Annotated in this window: 14 protein-coding genes; 6 read left to right on the forward strand and 8 right to left on the reverse strand. The window is 62.1% G+C overall.

The window, feature by feature from the left end; all coding sequences use genetic code 11:
- Window positions 1-1,275: an NAD-dependent dihydropyrimidine dehydrogenase subunit PreA gene (gene preA / locus HNO79_RS11720; RefSeq protein ID WP_010514459.1), complete on the reverse strand. Its 1,275-nt coding sequence runs from the start codon at window positions 1,273-1,275 to the stop codon at window positions 1-3.
- 11 nt (window positions 1,276-1,286) lie between these two features.
- The gene (locus HNO79_RS11725) at window positions 1,287-2,636 is read right to left on the reverse strand and encodes an NAD(P)-dependent oxidoreductase (protein ID WP_048855454.1); all 1,350 of its coding nucleotides are present in this window, start codon (window positions 2,634-2,636) and stop codon (window positions 1,287-1,289) included.
- 314 nt (window positions 2,637-2,950) lie between these two features.
- Between HNO79_RS11725 and HNO79_RS11730 the strand changes: the two genes are divergently transcribed.
- Window positions 2,951-3,694: a TetR/AcrR family transcriptional regulator gene (locus HNO79_RS11730; RefSeq protein ID WP_214165502.1), complete on the forward strand. Its 744-nt coding sequence runs from the start codon at window positions 2,951-2,953 to the stop codon at window positions 3,692-3,694.
- Between the two features lie 46 nt (window positions 3,695-3,740).
- Here the strand turns inward: HNO79_RS11730 and HNO79_RS11735 are convergent, their stop codons facing one another.
- Window positions 3,741-5,171 carry an NCS1 family nucleobase:cation symporter-1 gene (locus HNO79_RS11735; RefSeq protein ID WP_214165503.1) on the reverse strand — a complete coding sequence of 477 codons (1,431 nt, stop codon included), beginning with the start codon at window positions 5,169-5,171 and terminating at the stop codon, window positions 3,741-3,743.
- Window positions 5,172-5,300: 129 nt separating this feature from the next.
- Between HNO79_RS11735 and hydA the strand changes: the two genes are divergently transcribed.
- Window positions 5,301-6,686 (forward strand): dihydropyrimidinase, encoded by a 1,386-nt coding sequence (gene hydA / locus HNO79_RS11740; RefSeq protein ID WP_200409201.1) that lies wholly within the window; start codon window positions 5,301-5,303, stop codon window positions 6,684-6,686.
- A 46-nt stretch (window positions 6,687-6,732) separates the two neighbouring features.
- On the opposite strand, the gene HNO79_RS11745 is transcribed toward hydA, so the two are convergent.
- Window positions 6,733-7,662, reverse strand: a complete 930-nt coding sequence (locus tag HNO79_RS11745) for a nucleoside hydrolase (protein ID WP_048855450.1) — start codon at window positions 7,660-7,662, stop codon at window positions 6,733-6,735.
- 134 nt (window positions 7,663-7,796) lie between these two features.
- Here HNO79_RS11745 and HNO79_RS11750 point away from each other — a divergent pair, with 134 nt between their 5' ends.
- On the forward strand, window positions 7,797-8,426 hold the full coding sequence (locus tag HNO79_RS11750) for a nucleoside 2-deoxyribosyltransferase (protein ID WP_029329478.1): 630 nt from the start codon (window positions 7,797-7,799) through the stop codon (window positions 8,424-8,426).
- Window positions 8,427-8,447: 21 nt separating this feature from the next.
- The gene (locus tag HNO79_RS11755) at window positions 8,448-10,199 is read left to right on the forward strand and encodes an alpha-glucosidase (protein ID WP_214165504.1); all 1,752 of its coding nucleotides are present in this window, start codon (window positions 8,448-8,450) and stop codon (window positions 10,197-10,199) included.
- 220 nt (window positions 10,200-10,419) lie between these two features.
- On the opposite strand, the gene HNO79_RS11760 is transcribed toward HNO79_RS11755, so the two are convergent.
- The gene (locus tag HNO79_RS11760; protein ID WP_214165505.1) at window positions 10,420-11,271 is read right to left on the reverse strand and encodes an SDR family oxidoreductase; all 852 of its coding nucleotides are present in this window, start codon (window positions 11,269-11,271) and stop codon (window positions 10,420-10,422) included.
- On the opposite strand from HNO79_RS11760, the gene HNO79_RS11765 reads away from it, so the two are divergent.
- Window positions 11,270-11,413, forward strand: coding sequence for a hypothetical protein (locus HNO79_RS11765; RefSeq protein WP_214165506.1), 144 nt, complete (start codon window positions 11,270-11,272; stop codon window positions 11,411-11,413). The two genes, HNO79_RS11760 and HNO79_RS11765, sit on opposite strands and share 2 nt — an antisense overlap.
- A 137-nt stretch (window positions 11,414-11,550) precedes the next feature.
- Here HNO79_RS11765 and HNO79_RS11770 read toward each other — a convergent pair whose 3' ends face one another.
- The 3 genes from HNO79_RS11770 to HNO79_RS11780 are packed head-to-tail and all read right to left on the reverse strand — an operon-like array spanning window position 11,551 to window position 16,700.
- The gene (locus HNO79_RS11770; protein ID WP_010514449.1) at window positions 11,551-13,773 is read right to left on the reverse strand and encodes an EAL domain-containing protein; all 2,223 of its coding nucleotides are present in this window, start codon (window positions 13,771-13,773) and stop codon (window positions 11,551-11,553) included.
- Between the two features lie 43 nt (window positions 13,774-13,816).
- Complete coding sequence (locus HNO79_RS11775) at window positions 13,817-16,018, reverse strand: EAL domain-containing protein (RefSeq protein ID WP_244987529.1); 2,202 nt, start codon at window positions 16,016-16,018, stop codon at window positions 13,817-13,819.
- Window positions 16,019-16,043: 25 nt separating this feature from the next.
- A complete protein-coding gene (locus HNO79_RS11780) occupies window positions 16,044-16,700 on the reverse strand; it encodes a hypothetical protein (RefSeq protein WP_214165508.1) in 657 nt (218 codons plus the stop codon).
- Window positions 16,701-16,962: 262 nt separating this feature from the next.
- On the opposite strand from HNO79_RS11780, the gene HNO79_RS11785 reads away from it, so the two are divergent.
- Window positions 16,963-17,532, forward strand: a complete 570-nt coding sequence (locus HNO79_RS11785) for a recombinase family protein (RefSeq protein ID WP_010514446.1) — start codon at window positions 16,963-16,965, stop codon at window positions 17,530-17,532.
- Window positions 17,533-17,749 lie beyond the last annotated feature (217 nt).

Raw genomic sequence — 17,749 nt, forward strand, 5'->3', positions numbered from 1 at the left:
TTACGACCCTACGGTTACGCGGGCGGGGTTGCTGGGGTGTTCGGGCCATGTCAGCACGCCATCCACCGGCTGCGGCTGCATGGTGATGCACTCATCAACGGGGCAGACATGCGCGCACAGGTTACAGCCCACGCATTCCTCATCAATCACTTCGTAATGCCGTTCCCCGTCCACCTTGCTGCGGGCGATGGCCTGGTGGGAGGTATCTTCGCACGCGATATGGCACAGGCCGCATTTGATGCAGGCGTCCTGGTCAATCTTCGCAATGGTCTTGAACTTCATGTTCAGCCGGTTCCACGGCACGAAGCGTTCGACCGCGCGCCCGGTCACGTCGGCAATGGTGGCGTATCCCTTCTGGTCCATCCATGCGGACAGGCCGTCGGTCATGTCCTCGACAATGCGGAAGCCGTAATGCATGGCCGCCGTGCAGACCTGCAGCGTGGTCGCCCCCATGGCCAGGAATTCGGCGGCATCCCGCCACGACCCGATCCCGCCGATACCTGAAATGGGCAGGCGCGCCAGTTCCGGGTCACGGGCGATGTCGCCAATCATGCGCAGCGCGATGGGCTTGACCGCCGGGCCGCAATAGCCGCCATGCGTGCCCTGGCCATCCACCACCGGCATGGGGGCCATGAGGTCGAGGTCAACGCCAATGACCGACTGGACGGTATTGATCAGCGATACCGCATCCGCCCCGCCCCGCAGGGCCGCGCGCGCAGGCATGAGGATGTTGGTGATGTTGGGCGTCAGCTTGACGATCACGGGCATGCGGGTGTTCTGCTTGCACCACCGCGTGACCATTTCCACGTATTCGGGCACCTGCCCGACCGCCGCACCCATGTTGCGTTCGGACATGCCGTGCGGGCAGCCGAAATTGAGTTCGATCCCGTCAGCGCCCGTTTCCTCCACGATGGGCAGGATCGCTTTCCAGCTTTCCTCCACGCAGGGCACCATCAGGCTGACCACGACCGCGCGGTCGGGATAGTCGCGCTTGACGGACTTGATTTCGGCAATGTTCGTGGCCAGCGGCCGGTCGGAAATCAGTTCGATGTTGTTCAGCCCGATCATGCGGGTGCCGTTATAGTCCAGCGAACCATAACGCGAGCTGACATTGACCACCGGCGGGTCTTCCCCCAGCGTTTTCCAGACCACGCCGCCCCAGCCCGCCTCAAACGCGCGGCGGACATTGTATTCCTTGTCCGTAGGCGGCGCGGAGGCAAGCCAGAACGGATTGGGCGAGCGGATGCCAACAAAATTCGTGCGTAGATCAGCCATATCCGGTTTCCTTACCTGCCTGCCGCCATGTAGGCCGCGTGAATTGCCTCTGCCGCGTCGCGCCCGTCGCGCACGGCGGCGACCGTCAGGTCCTCGCCCGGCGTGCAGTCGCCACCCGCATAGACGCCCTGCATGGTGGTCTGGCCCGTTGCATCCACCATGATGCGCCCGCCGGAAATGGCAATGCTTTCCCCGTTCAGCGGGTCGGGCATGAAGGTCTGCCCCACGGCTTTGAGCACCATGTCCGCCGCCACCACGAACGTATCATCCGGGTCATATACAGGCCGCCCGTCCGGGCCGATGCGGCCGCGTGCGAACTCGATCCCGTCCAGCACGCCATCGCGCGCCACCAGCCGGACCGGGGCGGCCCACAGCCGGACCGTGACGCCGTTGGTCTGCGCCCATTCGCGTTCCACCGGCGTGGCGGACATGTTTTCCGCGCCCCGGCGGTAGACAAGGGTCACATCCTCGGCACCCAGCCTGCGGGCCTGGACGGCGGCATCGACCGCGGTGTTGCCACCGCCGATCACCACCACGCGGCGGCCGACCGGCACGGTCTGGCGGTTGGCCGAACGCAGGCCCTCGATGAAGTCCACCGCGTTCATCACGCCGTCAAGGTCTTCCCCCTCGATCCCCAGCGAACGCACGCCCGCAAGGCCGACAGCCAGGAACACCGCGTCATATTCGCGGCGCAGGCTGGCCACCGTCATGTCGCGGCCCAGCACCTTTCCGCCCTCAAACGTGATCCCGCCGATGGACAGCAGGAAATCCACCTCGCGCTGGGCGAAGTCATCGGCCAGCTTGTAGGCGGCGACGCCATATTCGTTCAGCCCGCCCGCCAGCGCGTGGCGGTCATGGATCACCACGTCGTGCCCATGCATGGCCAGCCGGTGTGCGCAGGCAAGACCCGCAGGCCCCGCGCCGACAACGGCGATGCGCTGGCCCGTCGGGGCCGCGCGGGTGAAGGGCTGGCCGCCATGATCCATCTGCCAGTCGGTTGCGTGGCGCTGCAGCAGGCCGATGCGGATGGGCTGGCCTTCCTCACGCGTGTTGTGCACGCATTTCTGTTCGCACAGGATCTCGGTCGGGCACACGCGTGCGCAGGACCCGCCAAGGATGTTGGATTCAAGGATGATTCTGGCCGAACCCGCCATGTTGTCCGTCGCAATGGCGCGGATGAAGCGCGGGATGTCGATGCCGGTGGGACAGGCCTCGATACACGGTGCGTCGTAACAGTAGAAGCAGCGGTCGGCCTCGACAACGGCCTGTGCGTGCGTCAGCGGGGGATGGGCATCGGAAAAATTAAGCGCAAGTTCGACATCGGTAAGACGTCCGGGCGCTATATCGGGACCTTGCGGCATGATCGCTCCAGCATCTGTGTGTTGGGATCAACCTTAGGGGCGTTCGGTAACGCTCCGCAATGTTTTTTCTGACCATATGATCAGGTTTTTTCCTCAATCGTGTCCTGGTCGCGATTATCTCGTATAAAGAATGATATATGGCTGTGCATTTATTTGTATAAGTATGAAATGGTGCCCACGCACGCCTGTCCTGCCCATTGCGGTCCTGCGCGCGGGAATCCCGTCATGGAATGGATTGACGCGAAATGCCCGGCTTGAGAAGTTGGGGGCCACCATCAACCATTTTTTCCTTTTACGGTAATCCTGTCCTGCCCATGCCCCTGTCCAAGACATCACGTTCCCCCCGCAAAACGCGCGCCAGCGTGCCCCGCCAGAACAATACGCGCCAGATCCTGGACGCGGCGGAAAAGGTATTCGCGGCCCACGGGCTGTCGGGCACGCGGGTCAGCGATATTGCCGAGGCCAGCAACCTGCCCAAGGCCAATATCCACTATTATTTCCGTACCAAGGAAGACCTGTACCGCGCCACGTTGCAGCAGTTGCTGGAAGACTGGCTGGGCGATGCCAGCAAATGGCTGTCTGCCGACAGATCCCCGCGGGAGGGGCTGGAAGGTTTCATCCGATCCAAGATGGCGTTTTCACGCCAGCGCCCCGAGGGGTCGCGCCTGTTCGCCCACGAAATCCTGTCAGGTGGCCGGTATGTTCACGGCTTTCTGGTCGATACCCTGCGCCGGCATGTCGAACACCGGCGCGAGGTCTTTGAAAAATGGCATGCGGCGGGCCTGATCGGGACGGTGGACCCGACGCATTTCCTGTTCTGCCTGTGGGCGATGACGCAGGCCTATGCCGATATGGGGGTGCAGATGGCCGCCGTGCTGGACAAGCCCCGCCTGACGACGGTGGATTTTGAAGCAGGCTGCCGGACCATCATACAACTGGCCACGTCCATCCTGCCCGATCCCGTCGCCCCGCCGCCCGTGCAGGACACAATCAAGACCCGACCCGGACGCCGCCGTACCACTGTGCGCTCCGCCCGGACCCGGCGCGCCGCCACCTGACATTTCTGTCCCGCTTCCGCTGCGGGCGGTACGCATGGCCGGACGGTCAGTTCCCGCGTGCGCCAGGGCGTGACAGGGCCAGGTGGCTTGCGACCGCGCAGCCGAAGCCCACGAACCACGACAGGTTGCGCACCGGTGCGAATACGGGAACAAACACCAGCCCCAGCCCGCATAGGACCGAAAACAGCAGGCTGGCCATGGCCGTGAGGTTGACGCCGTTGCGGTACCAGTATGGCGCCTGCGGGCTGGCGGTATACAGGGCGGCGGTATCCGTGCGCGCCCTGTGCACGCCATAGTAATCCGCCAGCAGCACGCCCGTCAGCGGCCCGATGAACGTGCCCAGTATGTCCAGCGTCAGGTGAATCAGTTCGGGCCGGGCATACAGGTTCCATGGCGTGACCACCAGCGCGCCCACGGCCGCGATCAGTCCCCCCCCGCGCCAGCTTATGGCGTGCGGTGCGAGATTGGAGAAATCAAACGCGGCCGAGACGAAATTGGCCACGATATTGATCCCCGCCGTGGCGGTGACGAAGGTCAGCACCCCTATGGCCACGGCGGTCGGGCTGTCGATCTGGGCCACGGTTTCCACCGGGTCCAGGATCACGCGGCCAAAGACCGGGCGCGTCAGCACGATCGTCACCAGCGTCAGTACGGAAAAACCGAAGAAATTGACCGGCAGCCCCCAGAAATTGCCGCGCCGGATGTCACGCATGCTGACGCCGTACCGCGCAAAATCCCCGAAATTCAGCGCAATGGGCGAAAAATAGGCCACGATCAGCGCCATGGCGTTGACAATGCCCAGCAGCCGCCACCCCATGCCGTGGGGCGGCGCGTCAAATACATCCAGCGATATGTGGCCACCCGCCTTCCACAGCAGCCAGCCATCCAGCGCGATCATGACGACATAGATCACCGGCCCGGCCCAGTCGATGAACCGGCGGATCGTTTCCATGCCGCGCCAGAAAACCGCCGCCTGAATGCCCCACAGCAGCAGGAATGCCCCCCACCCCAGCGTGGACAGGCCCAGCAGGCCATGCAGCCGCACGTCCGCCCATGGCGCCAGCGCGGGCCACTGCCGCAGCAGCAGGATCAGCACCGCGTTTGACGCAAGCCATGTCTGGATACCGTACCACCCCACCGCAATGACGCCGCGTACCAGCGCGGGCACCACGGCGCCGCGCACGCCAAAGGCCATGCGCGCCATGACCGGATAGGGCGCACCGGATTCAAAGCTGGGCCGTCCCGCCAGGTTACAGATCACCTGCACGATCATGATACCGGCGACAAGGGCGATGAACACGTCCCCCGCCGGCAGCCCGACAGCGAACAGGCTGCCCGCCGTCACGTATCCGCCCACGCTGTGCACGTTGGACATCCATAACGAGACGTAATCGAACCATCCCCAGCTTCGGGCCCGCACGGGGGCAAGATCCTCGTTCACCAGGTGGCTGTCCATGCGATCGATACTGTCCGGCATGGGGATTCCTTTTTGGTCCGTCGCGGGAAGATATAATCTTGACCGCCAAGTCAGAATAACAATACGGTCCCGATATGGAATGACAACCCCGTTTCGAATGCGCAATACCAGAACAGGAGGAAGACGATCATGCTTCATGTCAGGGGCGGTACGATTGTCACAGCCGAACGGACGTTCAGGGCCGACATACTGTGCGGCGATGACGGGCGCATTGCCGCGATCGCGCCCGAAATCGACACGCCCGCCGGGTGCACGGTGGTGGAGGCGGACGGCCTGCTGGTCATGCCCGGCGGCATCGACCCGCATACCCATATGGAAATGCCCTTCATGGGCACGGTCGCCAGCGAGGATTTCTATACCGGTACGGCGGCAGCACTGGCGGGGGGTACGACCAGCATCATCGATTTTGTCATTCCCGACGCCGGCACGTCACTGCTGGAGGCATGGAAGGCATGGCGGGTAAAGGCGGAAAAGGCGGCGTCCGACTATTCCTTCCACGTGGCGGTGACCCATTGGGACGATCAGGTTCATCGTGACATGGGAACGCTGGTGAATGAGTGCGGTGTCAATTCGTTCAAGCACTTCATGGCGTACAAGAATGCGCTGATGGTGGATGACGACGTACTGCTGCATTCCATCCGCCGTGCGGGGGAACTGGGCGCGCTGTGCACCGTCCATGCGGAAAATGGCGACGCCGTGGCCTACATGCAGGCGCAGATGCTGGCGGAAGGCCGCACCGGCCCGGACGCGCATCCCGCATCCCGCCCGCCCATGGTGGAGGGCGAGGCAGCCCAGCGCGTGATCGCACTGGCCGGCCTGCTGGATGCGCCGGTTTATATCGTCCATGTCTCCACCGCCGAGGCGGCCCACGCCATTGCCGACGCCCGCATGCGCGGACAGCGCGTGTATGGCGAGGTCCTGCCGCAGCACCTGGTGTTTGACGACAGCGTGTATTCAGACCCCGACTGGCTGACCGCATCCCGCTTTGTCATGAGCCCCCCCTTCCGCCCGAAACACCACCAGCATGCGCTGTGGGCGGGCCTGACATCGGGGCAGTTGCAGACCACCGCAACCGACCACTGCTGCTTCTGTGCGGGGCAGAAGGAAAAGGGCCGCACCAATTTTACCCATATCCCCAATGGTGTTCCCGGCATCGAGGACCGCATGAGCATCCTGTGGCACCATGGCGTGGCGACGGGGCGGCTGAGTGCGGAAGAATTCGTGGCAATCACCTCCACCAACACGGCGCGGATCTTCAACATGCTGCCGCGCAAGGGCTGCATTGCCGTGGGCGCGGATGCGGACCTGGTGCTGTGGGACCCGCAGGGCACGCGCACCATTTCGGCGCGCACCCACCACCAGAATGTGGATTACAACATTTATGAAGGCATGACCGTAACCGGACTTGCCCGCCGCACCATAAGCGCGGGCCGACTGGTGTGGGACGATGGCGATCTGCGCGCGACACGCGGCGCGGGCCGCTATGTCGAACGCCCTGCCCTGCGGCCGCGCTGACCAACCAGGCCGGGCGGCAGGGACATCCCGCCGCCCGTACCCGGCGCTAGAACCGCGACAGGCGTTCCACCACCAGGTCGTATACGCCCTCCACATCCACCTCGCGCATGAACACGGCATTGGGGGGCGCGGTACCTACGCCCCACCAGTCAACCACGCTCATGCCCATGGTCAGGGGGCTGCCCGTTTCAATCTGTACGTTGACCTGCCGCCCGCGATACAGTTCGGGCTTCAGCAGCCAGACAACCGTGTTGGGATCATGCAGGGGGCCGCCATCCGTGCCGTATTTCGTGGCCTCGAAGCGTTTTTCAAATCGCAGCCATGCCGCGACGACCGGGCCGATCCGGTTGGGAATGGCCGCAATGCGTTCCAGCCGGGCCGCGCTGGTATGCAGCTGATGCGTCACATCCAGCGGGAACACCACAATCGGCACACCGGAGGCGAACACCATTTCCGCTGCATGGGGATCGACATAGACATTGAATTCGGCGGCCGGGGTAATGTTCCCCACTTCGGAAAAGGCGCAGCCCATCATCACGATCCGGCCGATCCGTTCACGCAGGCGTGGCTCACGCGCCAGTGCAAGGGCGATATTGGTCAGCGGGCCAATGGTGCACAGCGTGATGGCGCCCGGCGGGTTGTCCATGACCGTGCGGATAATGAAATCCACCGCATGTCCCGGCGTTGCAGGCCGCCCGGGTGGCGGCAGGTCGACACCTTCAAACCCGGTGCGGCCATGCACGTGGGTTGCGGTCACGCCCGGGCGCAGCAGCGGGCGGTCGGCGCCGGCATGCACCGGAATGTCGGGGCGGCCTGCAAGGTCGAGGGTCTTGAGCGCGTTTTCGGTGGTCTGGGCCAGCGGCACGTTGCCCGCGACCGTGGTGACGCCCAGCAGTTCGATCTCGGGACTGGCCAGCGCGAGCAGGATGGTCAGGGCATCGTCCTGCCCCGGGTCGGTGTCGATAATGATTTTCATGATGGCTCCATGGAAAAAATACGCATCCCTGCATGTGGCATTCCGGCCAATGGGACCACGGCCCGGCGGAAAAGGCGATACAGGCAGGAACGGATTTATTATTATTCATCCATAACGAACAGGCAGGATCCTACATGACCACCCAGCCCAAGACGACCCGCGCGCCGCGTATCTATCTGGCGGGCGATACGGTTTTCCGACCCGCAGCCGCCGAACTGTTCCGCGCGATGAAGGATATCTGCACCGCCGCCGGGCTGGAAGGTGTCTGCCCCTTTGACGGGCAGGCCGAGGTGGACGCGCTGGCCCCCGGTGCGGAAACCAGCCTGCTGATCGCCCGCCTTGACCGTGACCTGATGGACGGGTGCGACGCGGGCGTGTTCTGTCTGGACCCCTTCCGTCGTGCAGCCGACATGGACCCCGGCACCGCGGTCGAGATCGGGTACATGGCGGCACAGGGCAAGATGCTGGCGGGGTACACCGTGGACGGGCGGCCCTATCCGCGCAAGGTGGCGGAATACCGCAGCCGGGCATGGGGCGATGCGCTGCGTGAACGGCAGGGAACAGGCGGCAGCGGCGGCATGGAAGATGCCGATGGCCTGATCGTGCATTCCGAAGGCATGGTGCAGAACGCCATGACCGAAGGCTTCATCCGCCTGTCGGGCGGGACGGTCTGTGTTGATGCGGACCTGCTGACCGCCTTTGCCATGGCGATCGACAGCCTGCGCCAGCGCCTGCCGGGCTCGGCTGCACCACACAATAACTGATCAGGACAGGAAACGCACGACATGGACCTGACCCGCCGGGATATGACCCGCCTGCTTGGAACCGCATTGTTCCTGACACCCGCCGCAGCACGGGCGCGTGCCGGCACGACCACGGCATGGTGGAAGGATGTCGTGGCATACGAGATCTATCCCCGCTCCTTCTGCGATGGCAATGGCGACGGGATCGGGGATTTCGTGGGCATGGCCGAACGGGTGGACCATCTGGCCGATCTGGGCATCGGGGCGGTCTGGGTTGCCGCCTGCTTTGACTCCCCCAATGCCGATAACGGCTACGACGTGCGCGATTACCGCCGGATCATGCCAGATTTCGGCACCATGGCGGATTTCGACCGCTTCATGGCGCGGGCAAAGGCGCGCGGCATTCATGTCATACTGGACATGGTGTTCAACCATACCAGCGACGAGCATGAATGGTTTGTCAAAAGCCGCAGTTCACGCACCAGTCCGTACCGGGATTACTATATCTGGCGCGACGGACGGGATGGCGGGCCGCCCAATAACTGGAAGGCGGCCTTTGGCGCGGGATCGGCATGGCAGTTCGATGCGGCGACGGGGCAGTACTACCTGCATACCTTTGTCAGCAAGCAGCCTGACCTGAACTGGGAAAACCCGAAGGTCCGCGCCGAACTGTATGACATCCTGCGCTTCTGGGCTGCAAGGGGGGTCAGCGGTTTCCGTTTCGATGCGATCACCAGTCTGGCGAAGCCGCAGGCCATGGGGGATTTTACGCCCGGACAGCATGCAGGACAGGCATCCTTTGCCGAAGTGGGTCCACGGCTGGATGGCTACCTGCATGACATGTACACTCATGTCTTTGCCGGGACCGACCTGTATACCGTGGGCGAGGCATGGGGGGCGTCGCATGATGCGATCATCAACATGACCGATGACCGGCGGGGGGAAATCACCTCCGCCTTCCGCTTTGACCTGCAACTGAAGGATGCGGATGGCTGGCGCAAGCTGCCATGCAGGCTGGATGACATGCGCGCCTTCAATGCGGACAACGCCTTCAACGACAACCCGCATGTCTGGCCGCTGGTCTATCTGGAGGACCACGACTTTCCCCGTGCCGCCTCGCGCTATGGCTCCGGCATGCCGGAATATGGCGCGCGGTCGGCCAAGCTGCTGGCCACGATGATGCTGTCGCTCAAGGGCACGCCCTATATCTATCAGGGGCAGGAAATCGGCATGACCAATTTCCCCTTCAGGCGGATCGAGGACTATAACGACGTGCAGGCCCATAATGGCTGGCGCAACGAGGTGCTGTCGGGCCACGTCCCGGCTGCGGAATTCCTGCGCAACCTGGCCCAGGTCAGCCGCGACAACGCCCGCACGCCCATGCAGTGGGATGACACACCCAATGCGGGCTTTACCACGGCAGACAGGCCGTGGTTTGCGGTCAACCCGAATTACCGGCAGGTCAATGTCCGGACGGAACGTGCGGACCCGGATTCCGTCCTGTCCTTCTACCGCGCCATGATCCGCCTGCGCCGGGCATGGCGCTGCCTGTCAGCCGGGCGGTATGGGGATGTCTCGCCCCCCGGCAGTCAGGTCTATGCCTATACCCGCCGTGATGGCGGGACGGCAGCGGTGGTCGTGCTGAATTTTTCCGACAGCGCGGCATCCTTCACCCTGCCCGCGGGGCTGCGTGCCACGCAGTGCCTGATCGGCAACATGACGCCCCCGGCCCCGGTAACGGACGGCACCATAGCGCTGCGCCCGTGGGAAAGCGTGATCTACCAGCTGGCCTGAACCGGACAGCGGCCATGCCCGCGCAGGGCAGGTGAGGTATGTATCCAGCCCATGTTCCGGGGAGGATGGCACCAGCGCCCTGCCCCGGTCGTCCCGGCGGGGATATGTGGCCCCCGTCACCTACCTGCGGGTGGCCGGGGGCAAACCGGTCCCTGACGGGTTGCGGGGTGGCGGTTTCCTGCACCGGGCGTGTCTGCCCGACTGTCCGGCGGGCTGTCCGCTATTCATCCGCCGGCGTGGCGGGCTGCATGTCGTAGGCGGTCTGGACCATTGCGAAGCGCCTGCCCAGGTTCTCGCTGGATTTTCTGGTCCATGCAGCATCCATCTGCTGGCGCTGCATGGCGGCATTCTGTTTCGGTTCAACATTGCGGTAGCTGTCGATCGTGCCTTCGATCACGCCAATCGTCGTCTCGACCACGGGTTCGATATCGAACTGTTTGTATGGATAGGCGATCCGTTCATAATCAAACAGCGTATCCTCCCGTTCGGTGGGCCAGTTTTTCCATGAATCGAAAATCCGGTCATTGAACCCCGTCAGGAACGGGCCGGGGTTGATGGTGGCCACCGCCACGCTGAATTCCTGCAGTTCCTTGCCCAGTGCTTCGGCAATGGCCTCGATGGCGTGTTTGGATGCGGAATAGGCCCCGGTAAACGGGTCCGAGGTCAGTCCCGCGCAGGAGGACATGAAAACGATTTTCCCCGCCCGGCGCGCTACCATGCGTCTGGCGATGGCCTGTGTCAGCATTACCGGGCCAGTCACGTTGACCTCGAACTGCCGGCGTAACGCCGCTTCGGGTATGTCCACCATGGACCCGCCTTCGCCAATGCCCGCGTTATTGAGCAGAACGTCAACATCCACTTCGCTGAAGCGGTCACGGTCCGCCGCATTGGTCACATCCAGTTTTTCAACCTGCAGTTGCACGCCGCGCCGTTCGGCTTCGGCATGCAGGGCGAATATCTGCGAGGGGATCTGCACGCCTGCGATGACCGTCCACTGGCGTGCCGCCAGCCGCAGGGCGATTTCCCGGCCAAAACCCGATCCGGCGCCGGTAATGAGGACTGTCCTGTTCATGGTGGTGTCTCCGCTTCATGCATGGGTCCGGGGGGCGCCATGGCGGCCCGTCCTGCCTGTCCGGCAGGCCGTGTCCCCGCCCGGTGGCGGCGTGGGCCGCGATGGCGTGTTCATGAAGGGTAATGATCCATGGCGCGGATAGTTTGATAAAAAACGGGATTTCCGGGTGAGCAGTCCCGCGGTCCCCTGCCCCGCCGGGTGCGCCGTGGCAGGACCGCATGCTGCGGGCCGGCTGCCGGGGGATATATTTCCCCCGGCAGGCAGTCGTGTTGTGGCTGGTCAGGACTGGCCCTGATCGGGCTTTCTGGTCATGGCGGGCATGAGCAGGCGGGGCTGGCGGGCCCATGCTTCCAGGTCGGTGGCCGACATGGGGCGGGCAAACAGATAGCCCTGCAGCACATCGCAGTGCAGGCTTTCCAGCAGGTCGTACTGCGCTTCCGTTTCCACCCCTTCGGTCACGACCGTCATGCCCAGCCGGTTGCCGATCCCGATGACGGCGGTGGTGACGGCCTGCGCATTCGCGTCGTGTTCAAGGTTCATGATGAAGCTGCGGTCGATCTTGATTTCCGTCAGCGGCAGGCGGGTCAGGCGCGACAGGCTGGAAAATCCGGTGCCGAAGTCATCCATGGACAGGCCCACCCCCAGCTTGCGGATGGCGGCGAGGACATTCATCGTCTCCTCGCTTTCCTCCATCATCACGCTTTCGGTAATTTCAACCGTCAGGCGTTCAGGCGCCAGCCCGTATTTGTCCAGCAGCGCGGCAATCATGGGCACAAGGCCGCGGTTGTGGAAATGCGCCGCCGACAGGTTGACCGATACGACGGGTATGTGCACGCCATCGCGTTCCCATGCCACGATCTGGCGGCAGGCTTCCTCCAGCGACCACCGGCCGATCGCCTCGATCTGTCCCGTCTCCTCCGCCACGGCAATGAAGCGGGAGGGAAAGATGTTGCCCAGCGTGGGATGGTTCCACCGCGCCAGGGCCTCCACGCCATATATCTGCCCCGTCCGGGCTTCGATCTGGGGCTGGTAATGCAGGTTCAGCAGCCCCTTGGACAGGGAATCCCGCAGCGCGCTGCCCAGAACCAGCCGGTCCTGCGCATCCTTGCTGTCGATCGTGCTGACCAGCCGGTAGCTGCCACGCGCCTCCTTCTTGGCCTGGCGCATGGCCACTTCGGCATGGCTGATCAGGGATTCACCATCCGGCCCGTTCTCGGGAAAGGTTGCGATGCCCGTGCTGAAGGATGCGGAAAGCTGGTTGCCCGCGACATCCAGCGGGCGCTGCATGGCGTTGATGATCGTCTTGGTGAAATCGACCGCCATGTCCGCCGTGGCGTTGGGAATGACAATGACAAAGTCATCCCCGCCCGAGCGGCTGAGGACATAGTTGCTGCGACACAGCTTTTTCAGCCGTTCGGCAATGACCTTCAGGAACGTGTCCCCCTGCACATGTCCCAGAGCGTCGTTGATGTCGCGGAAGCGGTCAAGGTCCAGCAGCAGCACGGCGAAGTGGTTGTCGCCCGGCTGGCTGATCATGTTCCGCAGCACCTTGTGCAGCGAAGTGCGGTTGAGGAAGCCGGTCAGCGGATCGTAATTCGCCAGTTGCGAAATATGCTGACGGGCCTCATACTGTTCGATCACGACACCGCAGAACGGCACGGCGCCCGACACGATTTTCCGTGGCCATTCCGCGACCTTGTGCTGGTTGCGCGAATACAGTGCCAGAATACCCGATATCTTTCCGTTCGGCGCCCTGATGGCCGAAGCCCAGCAGTCATGCAGCCCGAGCGAGATCCCCAGCGAGCGATAGCTTTCCCATACCACCGAACTGGCTTCATCCAGATCATTGGCAAGTGCTGTGATATCGGCTTCCGTCAGCGTCATGTGTTCCAGCGCCGTTGCAAACCGGCGCGGCAGCCCCGACCCGGACAGGATCTGCAGCGTATGGTCCGATGTCAGCAGCATGAGCACGGCCACCGAATTGGGCACGAATTCCTCCACCCCCTGGCACACCAGGTCGGCAACGTCCTGTATCAGCATGTCACCCGAAAGGGATCGGAAGACCGTGTTCTGCAGGTCCAGCAGTTTCCGGCGGTGGCTTTCTTCCGTGACCCCCTTCATGAAGGCCATGTAGTAGCGTTTCTTGTCCGGCCCGATCAGCGCGGTTGAAATGGACATCTCGGCCGAAACGTAATCGCCGCTTTTGCTTTCGAACGTGATCTCGCGCGATGTGCCGACAATGCGGTTGATGCCCGTTTCACGGTTATGCGCGATGAAGCCGTCATGCTGGCTGCGGTATTCCGTCGGTACCAGGCATTTGACATTGCGGCCCATGACCTCGTCTGCCGTATATTCCCACAGCTTTTCCGCCGCGTGGTTGAAAAAGACGATGCAGTTCCTGTCATCAATGATGATGACGCCATCGCGCGCCTGTTCCAGCATGTCCATACAGATGCCGGAATTGACATTCTCTTCTGTTACGGGGAAAACTTCCTTACCCATCTCCGCACCTTTTTTATTATGACTGTATGAATCTGTTCAGTTTTTATATTTCATGTTGCTGTTCCTGCCGGTCACGGACCCAGCGCGCCAGTTCGGCGGCGGCCAGTGGCCGGGAAAACAGGTAGCCCTGCATCACGTCGCACTGCAGGTTTTCCAGCAGCGCCTTCTGGGCTTCGGTTTCGACCCCCTCGGTCACCACCGTCATGCCCAGCATGCCGCCCATGCCAACCACCGCCGTTGTCAGCGCCTGTGCATTGGCATTGTGTTCAAGGTTCATGATGAAGCTGTGGTCGATCTTGATTTCGCTTAGCGGCAGGCGCGCCAGCCGTGACAGGCTGGAAAAGCCGGTGCCGAAATCATCAATGGACAGGCCGACCCCAAGCGTGCGAATGGCGCGCAGGACCGCCATCGTGTCCTCGTTTTCATCCATCATGACGCTTTCGGTAATTTCCAGCGTCAGGCGCTGCGGCCCGAGGTCGTGGGCGTCCAGCATCCGGGAAATGGTTTCGGGCAGGCTGCGTTCACGGAACTGCCCGGCGGACAGGTTGACCGCAACGGTCGGCACATGAACCCCGTCGCGTTCCCATGCCACGATCTGGCGGCAGGCTTCCTCCAGCGACCATGTGCCGATGATTTCGGCCTGACCGGTCTCTTCCACCACCGCCATGAAGCGCGACGGAAAGATATTGCCCAGAAGCGGGTGGTGCCACCGTGCCAGTGCCTCCACGCCATAAAGCTGTCCCGACCGCGCGCGGACCTGCGGCTGGTAATGCAGGTGCAGTAGCCCGCGCGCCAGCGTTTCACGCAGCGCCGGCCCCGCCAGCAGCCGCCCCCGCGCCGTGCCATGCCCGGCGGGCGTTGCGATGCGGCAGGTGCCGCGCGCGGTTTCCTTGGCCTGCCGCATGGCGGTTTCCGCCAGCCCGATCAGGGTTTCACTGTCCGGCCCGGTATCGGGGAACATGCTGATCCCCACGCTCAGCGACGGCGTGATGTGATTGCCGCTGACGTTGACGGGCTGCGCCAGTCCGTCCAGCAGGGTGTGGACACGGCGCATCGCTTCGTCCTGACGGGTTTCGGGCAGGACGATGATGAACTCATCGGCGCTGGAACGGCACAGGACATGGTCGTGGCGCGTGAGCGCGCGCATGCGGGTGGCCAGTGTTTTGAGCAGCACATCGCCATTGGCGTGCCCGAGGGCTTCATTGATGTCACGGAACCGGTCAACATTGAGTACCAGCACGGCAAACTGGTGGTCCCCCGGCTGTCCCACCAGTTTGTCAAGGACAGCCTGCACTGCGGAACGGTTGAGGAAACCGGTCAGCGGATCGTAACTGGCCAGTTGCGCGATATGCTGGCGGGCTTCGTACTGTTCGATCACCACGCCGCAGAACGGCACGCACCCGCTGACAACCGTTTCCGCCCAGTCGGATACCGGGCCGGGATTGCGGAAGAACAGTGCGAAGATGCCCGTCACCTTCCCCGCAGGTGACACGGTGGCCGTGGCGCGGCAGTGATGCAGCCCGAGCGAGAGGGCCAGCGAGTAATAGCTTTCCCATACCATCGCCCCCGCACGGGACGGGTCACGGACAAGGATCGCGCGGTCGGCGTCCGACAGCGTGACGTTTTCAAGGGCGGCGGCATACCGGCGCGGGAACCCTGCACCCGACAGGATGCGCAGACGTCCGTCCGGGGCCACCAGCATCAGCACGGCGGCGGTGTCGGGTACGAATGTTTCCGTCTCGCGGCAGATCAGGTCAGCCACATCCTGGATCGTCATGTCGGTTGAAAGGGCGCGGAATACCGTGTTCTGCAGGCCCTGCAGGTTCCGGCGGCGGCCATCGCCGGTCATGTCCTTGATGGTGGCCATGTAATATTTCCGGTTGTCAGGCCGCAGCGTGACCATGGACAGGGCGAGTTCGCCCGCCACGTACTCCCCTGCCCTGTTTTCAAACCGGATTTCGCGCGATGTGCCGATAATGGTATTGACGCCGGTACTGCGGTTGCGATTGATGAAGGCATCATGGTCGGCACGCATGCCCGCAGGCAGCAGCATGCTGACATTCTGCCCGATCACATCGGACTGCGTATATCCCCACAGGTTTTCGGCCGCGGCGTTGAAGAAGACGATCCTGTTGCGTTCGTCAATCACCACAATGGCGTCCGCCGCGCCATGCATGACCTGCAGCGCATTTGTTCCGGATAAAGAATGATGGGGACGAAGGAAAAGCGGCGTGTTCTGGTTCATGTCCATCAACAGTATTCAGGAATTTCTATTTTTTCACGACAATGCAGATTTCGTGCGTTTCGCCGGCCGTATAGTGCCGGATGTGCAGCGGCGCGCCGCCGTGCTGTCCGGGTATGGCCTCGCTGCATTCATCGGGCAGGCCACAGACATTTCCCAGAAACCGGACTACGGCCCATGCATTGCAGTCCAGTTCGTTCGAGGCACCACTGAGCAGCCCGATCAGGGTGATATCCGTTTCGGCGTCATAGGTGACGCTCAGGCTGGCGACATCGCGGAACGTGATGGAGACGGCGCCCGGGGCGTCCTCCTCCAGCGTGACATCAACCAGCAGCAGGCCGGAATCCGGTAATTTCGGGCCAAAAATCAGATGGCCCCCGCCTGCCCTGACCGCAATGCGCACCCACAGGATATGAAGCGTGCCGGAACTTTCAAATTCCATCGTGCCACCACGCAGCACATAGTCGCGCTGGCAGCTGCTGGCGATATCGCTCAGTGATGCACGCAGCCATCTATCCGCCCCGACCACCGGGCGTTCGGATGCATGGTGATGGGTGTGAAACGCCGACGCATTCCGTGCGACCTCCACCAGGGCATGCCGCAAGACAAAAAAACCACCGCGAATTTCCTGATCCGTATCCCGACTGGTCAGGACTCGACGTTCATCGTCCGTTCGGCGTCCCATTAATTATGTTATCCTGATTTCGCAAAAGTCTTAATGTTTCGATAATTTTGGGCTTATACATATATTGCAACAGTAATGCAACTTATTTCGACCCTAGGGAATAAATGCTTTTTTAATTGAATACTGGGAATTTATTCCTTAGCTCTGCATCCTGCCATGAGAAGAAAATGTGAACGTCTTGTGACATCGCCGCGATGTCTGTTCAGTTGTTCGATTTTTGACTACATATGTAATTGAAATTTAATTGTGATCTGAAGATAAGATGCTGATCGGTTATGCGCGTGCAGGTACGGACGAGTGCACACTTGAGGAGCAAGTGTGGCATTTGCATGACGAAGGCTGCGAAACCATTTATGAAGACCCCCTGCCGGAGGAAGAAAAGGAACGCCCCGGGCTGACACGCCTTCTGCAGGTCGCCCGTACGGGCGACATCGTGATCGTCTATCGCCTTGACCGTCTTGCCCGTTCGACACAGCACCTGCTGGAGATCGCGGAAAGCCTGCGGCAGAAGGGTGCGGGGCTACGTTCCATCCGTGAACCATGGGCGGATACGACATCACCCGAAGGCCGTATTGTCATGACGGTATTTGCAGGCATCGCCGATTTTGAACGCGCGCTGATCCGCGAACGCACGACGGCAGGCCGCATGCAGGCTCGCCAGCGTGGCATCCATATGGGCCGCCCGTCCAAGCTGAGCCCGGCGGATAATGCGGAAATATACAAAATGGCAACGCAGGACGGCCTGCCGATTGCGGATATTGCCGAACAGTTCAGCGTACACAAGGCGACCATCTACCGCATCATTTCAAAGTTCCGTAGTGAAAATGGCTGAGCCTGTCGTCATATACTGCGTGTAACCAGACGTTTCTGGTGATGGTTTTTATGAAAACATATTTCAGTAACGCTGCCTTTATTTAAAATAGGCAGCGCCCATAAAATTTTATTTCCGTAACTGATTCATTTCAGAATGATCACTGAAGATTTTTTTTAAAGACACCATTCATGAAGAACAGAAAAAAGTTTTTTGGGTGTCGCCTTTTTTCAAACAG

Source organism: Komagataeibacter oboediens, assembly GCF_018491655.1.
GTDB classification, from domain to species: Bacteria; Pseudomonadota; Alphaproteobacteria; order Acetobacterales; family Acetobacteraceae; genus Komagataeibacter; species Komagataeibacter oboediens.